Source organism: Streptomyces sp. NBC_01477, assembly GCF_036227245.1.
Taxonomy (GTDB): domain Bacteria; phylum Actinomycetota; class Actinomycetes; order Streptomycetales; family Streptomycetaceae; genus Actinacidiphila.
The window spans coordinates 3,983,484-3,990,000 of sequence record NZ_CP109445.1 but is presented as its reverse complement, the minus strand read 5'-3'; the positions used below and the strand labels follow the sequence as shown (position 1 = coordinate 3,990,000).

At 67.0% G+C, this 6,517-nt stretch carries 4 protein-coding genes and 2 rRNA genes (1 of these 6 running past the window's edge); 2 read left to right on the top strand and 4 right to left on the bottom strand.

Annotated features, from left to right (window positions below):
* Nucleotides 1–1,202, top strand: a 23S ribosomal RNA gene (locus OHA86_RS16640) (it extends 1,926 nt beyond the left edge of the window).
* Nucleotides 1,203–1,298: 96 nt separating this feature from the next.
* Nucleotides 1,299–1,415: ribosomal RNA gene (rrf, locus tag OHA86_RS16635) — 5S ribosomal RNA — on the top strand.
* Nucleotides 1,416–1,648: 233 nt separating this feature from the next.
* On the opposite strand, the gene OHA86_RS16630 is transcribed toward rrf, so the two are convergent.
* The 4 genes from OHA86_RS16630 to OHA86_RS16615 form a co-directional block, all read right to left on the bottom strand.
* The gene (locus OHA86_RS16630) at nt 1,649–2,752 is read right to left on the bottom strand and encodes a LacI family DNA-binding transcriptional regulator (protein ID WP_329176227.1); all 1,104 of its coding nucleotides are present in this window, start codon (nt 2,750–2,752) and stop codon (nt 1,649–1,651) included.
* Nucleotides 2,753–2,848: 96 nt separating this feature from the next.
* Nucleotides 2,849–4,498: an extracellular solute-binding protein gene (locus tag OHA86_RS16625; RefSeq protein ID WP_329176225.1), complete on the bottom strand. Its 1,650-nt coding sequence runs from the start codon at nt 4,496–4,498 to the stop codon at nt 2,849–2,851.
* A 23-nt stretch (nt 4,499–4,521) separates the two neighbouring features.
* The gene (locus OHA86_RS16620; RefSeq protein ID WP_443071751.1) at nt 4,522–5,454 is read right to left on the bottom strand and encodes a carbohydrate ABC transporter permease; all 933 of its coding nucleotides are present in this window, start codon (nt 5,452–5,454) and stop codon (nt 4,522–4,524) included.
* A complete protein-coding gene (locus OHA86_RS16615) occupies nt 5,451–6,305 on the bottom strand; it encodes an ABC transporter permease (protein WP_329182436.1) in 855 nt (284 codons plus the stop codon). Before OHA86_RS16615 ends, OHA86_RS16620 begins: the two co-directional genes overlap by 4 nt.
* Nucleotides 6,306–6,517: the final 212 nt, after the last annotated feature.

Sequence of the window (6,517 nt, the reverse complement as noted above, 5' to 3'; positions counted from 1 at the left end):
GGCCATGTTCGGTGATGGGACGTGCTCCTTGAGCTGGGTGTGGCCGCAGAGACCAGCGAGAAGCGACTGTTTACTAAAAACACAGGTCCGTGCGAAGCCGTAAGGCGATGTATACGGACTGACGCCTGCCCGGTGCTGGAACGTTAAGGGGACCGGTTAGTCACATTTCGGTGTGGCGAAGCTGAGAACTTAAGCGCCAGTAAACGGCGGTGGTAACTATAACCATCCTAAGGTAGCGAAATTCCTTGTCGGGTAAGTTCCGACCTGCACGAATGGCGTAACGACTTCTCGACTGTCTCAACCATAGGCCCGGTGAAATTGCACTACGAGTAAAGATGCTCGTTTCGCGCAGCAGGACGGAAAGACCCCGGGACCTTTACTATAGCTTGATATTGGTGTTCGGTTCGGCTTGTGTAGGATAGGTGGGAGACTGTGAAGTCATGGCGCCAGCCGTGGTGGAGTCGTCGTTGAAATACCACTCTGGTCGTGCTGGATGTCTAACCTCGGTCCGTGATCCGGATCAGGGACAGTGTCTGGTGGGTAGTTTAACTGGGGCGGTTGCCTCCTAAAGGGTAACGGAGGCGCCCAAAGGTTCCCTCAGCCTGGTTGGCAATCAGGTGTTGAGTGTAAGTGCACAAGGGAGCTTGACTGTGAGACTGACGGGTCGAGCAGGTACGAAAGTAGGGACTAGTGATCCGGCGGTGGCTTGTGGAAGCGCCGTCGCTCAACGGATAAAAGGTACCCCGGGGATAACAGGCTGATCTTCCCCAAGAGTCCATATCGACGGGATGGTTTGGCACCTCGATGTCGGCTCGTCGCATCCTGGGGCTGGAGTCGGTCCCAAGGGTTGGGCTGTTCGCCCATTAAAGCGGTACGCGAGCTGGGTTTAGAACGTCGTGAGACAGTTCGGTCCCTATCCGCTGCGCGCGTAGGAGTCTTGAGAAGGGCTGTCCCTAGTACGAGAGGACCGGGACGGACGAACCTCTGGTGTGCCAGTTGTCCTGCCAAGGGCATGGCTGGTTGGCTACGTTCGGGAGGGATAACCGCTGAAAGCATCTAAGCGGGAAGCCTGCTTCGAGATGAGGGCTCCCACCCACTTGATGGGGTAAGGCTCCCAGTAGACGACTGGGTTGATAGGCCGGATGTGGAAGCCTCGTAAGGGGTGGAGCTGACCGGTACTAATAGGCCGAGGGCTTGTCCTCAGTTGCTCGCGTCCACTGTGTGGTTCTGAAACAACCAGCCACCACACACCCGTGCCACATTGTGGTGTCTGGGTGGTGGTGTGTGTTTCATGGTGTTTCGGTGGTCATAGCGTTAGGGAAACGCCCGGTTACATTCCGAACCCGGAAGCTAAGCCTTTCAGCGCCGATGGTACTGCAGGGGGGACCCTGTGGGAGAGTAGGACACCGCCGAACAATTATTGATAGAGCGTCAGCCCCCGTGCAAAGCACGGGGGCTGACGCTTTTTTGCGTTGATGGCCTTGCGGCTGTCACGCGCGGCGGGTCTGGTCGATCGCGTGGCCGTCGCCCGGTCGAGCAGGTCGCACAGGGCCGCGTGCTCGGCACCGGCCTTGCGGCCGGGGTAGCTGCTGGGGTGGCCTGACCGGCGCCCCGGAGCCCGGTCGCGGGGCCTGGCCCCGGGGTGAGGTCAGGGCAGGCGGCGCACGCTTTGGCGGAGGACCGTGTGGGTGCCCAGGAGGTGGCGGGACTGGGTGGTGCTGCGGGGGGCGCCCGGGTGGGCGGGCTCTTCCGCGAGGGCCAGGCGGACGGCCTCGCGGCCGAGTTCGTACGCGGGGATGTTGACCGTGGTGAGCGGGGGGTTGAGGTCCTGGGCGAGGCCGTCGTTGTTGTAGCCGACGACGGAGATGTCGTCCGGCGTACGCAGCCCGTACTCGCGCATCGCGGCCATCGCCCCGGCGGCGGCCTGGTCGTCGCCGGCGAAGACTGCGGTGAAGTCGGGGCGCCCGTCGCAGTCGGCGAGGATCCGGCGCATGGCGGCGTAGCCGTGGGCGCGGCCGAGGCCGACGCCGGCGATGCGCTCGGCGGCAGGGCCGAGGCCGTGGTCGGCGAGGGCGCGGCGGTAGCCGGCGATGCGGGGTTCCACGGTGGTGTGCCCCGGCATCGTGCCGAGGTAGAGGATGTCGCGGTGGCCTGCGGACAGCAGGTGGCTGACGACGGCGTACGCGCCGGCCTCGTTGTCGTACTCGATGACGAGGACGGGCATGTCGGCGCTGGGCGCGGGTCTGCCGCACAGCACCAGGCGGGAGCCGGCGGCGGCCAGTCCGTGGGCGTATTCGGTGAGCCTCGCCTGGTAGCGCTCGTCCTCGACGGCGCCGCCGACCAGGACCACGAATTCCGAGCGCTGCTCGCGCATCATCTGGACCAGGGCGAGTTCGCGGGCCTCGTCGCCGCCGTGGCTGCACACCATGCACAGCCGGCCGCGGGCGGCGGCCTCCTGCTCGACGCCCTGGGCGACGGTGGCGTAGAAGGCGCTGTCCACGGAGGAGACGATGACCGCGACCGTCTTGGGTCCGGTGCCGGCCAGCGCCCTGGCGCGGCCGTCGATGACGTAGTCGAGGTCCTTGACGGCCCGCAGCACCTTGGCGCGGGCCGCGGCGGATGTGGGGTAATTCCCGGCCAGCACCCGCGAGACGGTGGCTACCGAGACGCCCGCCCTGTCCGCGACGTCGCGGATGGTGACGCGGCGGGCGCCGCCGCTGATCGTGCCCGGCCCTGGTGAAGTCTCCGCCATCCCCGCCATCCGATGTCCCCGGCGTGCCGGTGTCCGTTACGACCGCGCCGCCGCCCAGCGTAATGGCCGTACTGCGGCGGCGCGGGTCAGTGCATGTCAGTGGTTTGAGGCGTAATCCTTCGCATAGTCCTCGGCGATCCGGTCCAGGCCCATATTGCGCATCTTCTTGACGGTGCCGTCCCAGGCGCTGAGCGGTTTGCGGCCGGCGACGATCGAGCCGACGGTGTCGGTGCGCAGGGTGTCGATGGCCGCGCCGACCCGGCTGCTGGTCTCGGACTGGAGGCCGAAGCGGGGGTTGCGCACCAGCATCGGGGCGACCTTGAGCTGCCAGGCGTGGTTGCGCTTGACGACGTCGGGGCGGCCGGGCAGGTAGAGCACCTGGGGGGCGTCGCACAGGTACTTGACGGGCAGCTGCACCGGGTTCTCGACCAGGCCCAGCTCGGTGGGGATGGGCGAGCCGCTCTGGTCGCGGGTGAAGTGCGTGCCCTCGACGCCGTAGTGGTTCAGTTCGTACTCCTTGGTGCCGAAGGGCGCCGCCAGGTAGTCGAGCACCCGCAGGATCAGCTTGATGCGGTCCGGGCTGGTCTTCTTCAACGCGGTGTAGCCCCACGCGCCCTTCGCCCGCTGCATGCCGGGCCTGGCTCCGTTGGAGGGCGTGTACGGGACGGCCGTGTCGAGGACGAAGGCGTCCTTGATGCTGGGCACGGAAGTGCTGAGGGCGCCGAAGCCGTCGACCATGGAGGCGACGGTGCCGTTGTAGAAGGAGGTCTTGGTGTCGACCGTGGAGGTGCCGAGCACATTCGGGTTGTAGAGGCCGGCCTGGCGCAGTTCGGACATGAACTCCAGGGCGGCGCGGTATTCGTCGGTGCCGTACGCGCTGACGAAGGCGCCGCCGTCGAGCTTCCACTCCTGGGGCGCGCCGAAGGCCATGGTGTGCATGGTCTCGCCGAACAGCAGCGGCGCGGACGAGCCGAGGCCGTACTTCTTGCCGTGGGTGGCGTTCTTCGCGACGGCCATGAAGTCGTCCGAGGTCCAGCCGTCCTTCATGCCGGCCGCGGTGAAGATGTCGTTGTTGATCCACAGGCAGTTGCCGGGCGCGGAGCGCTGGACGGGGATGCCGTAGAGGCGGCCGCCGATGTGGCCCATGTCCTGCCAGACGTACGTGGGCAGGTTCGCGAGGTTCGGGTACGCCTTGATGGCGTCGCCCGAGATGTACTCGGACAGGTCGGCGCACTTGGACGCCACGAAGTCGGCCTCGCGGGGCAGGGTGTGGCCGCCGCCGAAGTTGATCACGTCGGGCAGGTCGTTGCCCGCCATCATGGTGGCCATCTTGGTCATGTAGTCCGCGTCGGGCACGACGGTGAACTCGATGTTCACGCCCAGCGCCTCGTTGATCGCCGCCCAGAACCTGTTCTGCCCGGCCGGCTTGGGCGGGGTGCCGTAGGTGATGGCCATCACCTTGATCGTCTCGCCTTTGCCCGGCTTGGCGTGGACCGCGCTGACCAGGTTCTTCGGGTACGCGAGGTAGCCGGGCTGTATGCCGTCGGCGGTGCCGGGCAGGTCGGGGGCGGGGCCGGAGAAGGGGATGTACGCCGGCCAGGGGGTGAGCTTCTTTCCCGCGTTGCCCACGTCGTGCGCGGTCGGCGAGGTCGAGCAGGCGGTGAGGACGGACGGTGCGGCCAGGGCGGCGCCACCTGCGGCGATCGAGCGCAGCAGCGTACGCCGCGAGAACGACGAGGTACTCACGGTGGGTCCTTTCTGAAGGGTTCTCAGCTCTTGACGGCGCCGGTGAGCACGCCCTTGGTGAAGTACTTCTGCAGGAAGGGGTAGACGAGCAGGATCGGCACGGTGGCCACCACCAGCACCGCCATCTGGATCGTCTGCGGCGCGGCCACGGCGCTCGCGTCGCCCACCGAGGAGTCGGCGAGCTGGGTGCCCCCCACGACGTAGGTGCGCAGCACCTGTTGCAGCGGCCAGTGGTCGGAGTCGAGGTAGATCGACGCGTAGAACCAGGCGTTCCAGTACGAGACCGCGTAGAACAGCCCGACCACCGCCAGTGCCGCCTTGGACAGCGGCAGGACGATGCGGCGCAGGATCAGCCACTCGCCGGCGCCGTCGAGCCTGGCCGCTTCGTACAGCTCCTCGGGGACCGACTGGAAGAAGCCGCGCAGGACGACGAGGTTGAAGACGTTGATCAGTACGGGTGCGACGAGCGAGCCGTAGCTGTCGAGCAGGTGCAGGCCCTTGATCAGCAGGAAGCCGGGGATCATGCCGGGCGGGAAGAGGAAGGTGAACAGGATCAGCAGCAGGATCGGCTTGCCGCCGAAGACGTCGCGGCGGCTGAGCGCGTAGGCCAGGCCGATGGTGCAGGCCAGGCTCGCGGCGGTACCGATGACCGTGACGCCGGCGCTGACCCACAGGGCGTGGGTGACGATGCCGCCGTCGAACAGCTCGTGGTAGGCGCGCAGGGTGGGGTGCTGCGGCCACAGCACCCAGCCGCCGTTGGCGACGACCTCCTGGTTGGACGCGAAGCTGGTCGAGACGATGATCAGGAAGGGCACGGTGACCAGCAGGACGACCGCGGTCAGTGCGACCGCCTTGGCGGCCTGGGTGGCGGGCTTCGGGCGCTCCATCCATGCCGGGCGCGCGGACGGGCGCCGTACGGGCGCGGGCCGGTGGAGGCGTTGCGCGGCGCTGCTCATCGGTAGACCCCCTGTTCGCCGAGGCGGTGCGCGACCTTGTTGGCGGTGAAGACGAGTGCGGCGCCCACGACGCCCTTGAAGAGTCCGGCGGCTGCGGCGTATCCGTAGTCGCCGCCGACCAGGCCCTTGTAGTAGACGAAGGTGTCGATGACCTCGGCCGCGTCCGGGCCGACCGAGCCGCGTTGCAGCAGCATCTGCTCGAAGCCGACGGACAGGATGTCGCCGAGCCGCATGATCAGCAGCAGGACGATGATCGGCCGTACCGACGGCAGGGTGATGTGCCAGAACCGCCGCCAGGGGCCGGCGCCGTCAATGGCGGCGGCCTCGTACTGCTGCTCGTCCACCTGGGTGAGCGCGGCGAGGAAGATGATCGTGCCCCAGCCGCAGTCCTTCCAGATCACCTCGGCGATCACCAGCGGCTTGAACGCGGCGGGATTGCCGATGATGTCCACGGTGTGCAGATGGGCGTCGCCCAGCACGTTGTTGAGCAGGCCGGTCTCGCCGAGCACCTGCTGGAAGACCGCGACGACGATCACCCAGGACAGGAAGTGCGGCAGATACGCCACCGACTGGACGAACTTGCGGATGCTGTCCCTGGTCAGGCTGTGCAGCAGCATCGCCAGCGCGATCGGCACCGGGAAGAAGAAGACCAGCTGGAGCAGGGCGATCGACACGGTGTTGACGACCGCGGACCAGAAGTCCGGGTCGCCGAACATCTTCTGGAAGTTGCCCAGGCCCACCCACTGGCTGGCCCACAGGCCGTCGAAGGGGACGTAGTCCTTGAACGCGATGACGTTGCCCGCCAGCGCGCCGTAGTGGAACACCAGGAAGTACGCCACGCCCGGGGCCATGAGTGCCAGCAGCACCCCGTCCCTGCGCAGCCGTTTGAGGCGCGTCCCACGCCTCGCCCGCCCGGCCCGTCCGTCTGCACCGGACGCACCCGCCGCCCCTGTGCGGCCGGTGGCGTCCCGTTCGGCAATCGCCATCGCGTCCTCCTCGACGCCTAAGGTGGGGGGAACCTAAACCGGTTACTACGACAGGGTCAAGCCCTCGCGCAACGGAT